Genomic DNA, 709 nt, shown 5'->3' with positions numbered 1-709 from the left:
TCTGGATACGTCTATCTGACCAGGTTTTTCAAGGATGTACAGTTTTCTCCGTCTTTTGATATAGGTTATGCGTACCTTTCGGGAGAAAGCGACTATACCACCGGAGACGATAGCGGATGGAATCCCGTATTTTCAAAATGGCCGTGGATAAGCGAACTTTATCTTTTTGGTTATGCTATAGAAAGAGGAGAACCTGCCTATTGGACCAACCTGCAGTTGTGGAGGGCGAAGCTTGACATGAAACTGACGGAAAAAACAGGTTTATCACTGGCATATAACTATCTGAGCGCCAACGAACCGCAGACAACCGGCGCTCCTTTTTTTGTAACAGGTGAAGAAAGAGGGCATCTGGAGCATATAGTGCTTACGCAGAAATTTTCACAGAATGTTGACGGCCATCTGTACTTTGAATATTTCAAGCCCGGTGATTTTTATGCCGCAGGAAACCGTGATGACGCGCTGTTCTTAAGGTGGCAGTTACAGATGAAATTCTAAATTATGGTATAACCGGTATTTATCAGCCGTAGGTAAAGGCGGCGAATGGGAAATTATGAAAATAGACAGACCTAAACTGTCCGAATATGATGAAATACAACGTTTTCTTGAAGACGTATATGGATGTTCTCGTAACCATTTCATCCTTTTCTATCCGCAGGCATGGCATGGACGGAATACGGATTTAAAGAATATTTTTGTTATAAGGGACAGG

At 42.6% G+C, this 709-nt stretch carries 1 protein-coding gene; it reads left to right on the top strand.

What is annotated here, in order from left to right:
• A partial coding sequence (locus G3T14_RS24495; RefSeq protein WP_204263059.1) for a hypothetical protein occupies positions 1 to 495 on the top strand: 495 nt, incomplete at its 5' end.
• Between the last annotated feature and the right edge of the window lie 214 nt (positions 496 to 709).

The organism is Methylobacterium sp. BTF04, from assembly GCF_010692745.1.
In the GTDB taxonomy this organism is placed as follows: Bacteria; Pseudomonadota; Alphaproteobacteria; order Rhizobiales; family Beijerinckiaceae; genus Methylobacterium.
Note: the sequence above shows the minus strand (reverse complement) of the source record. Positions and strands in the feature narration are given on the sequence as shown.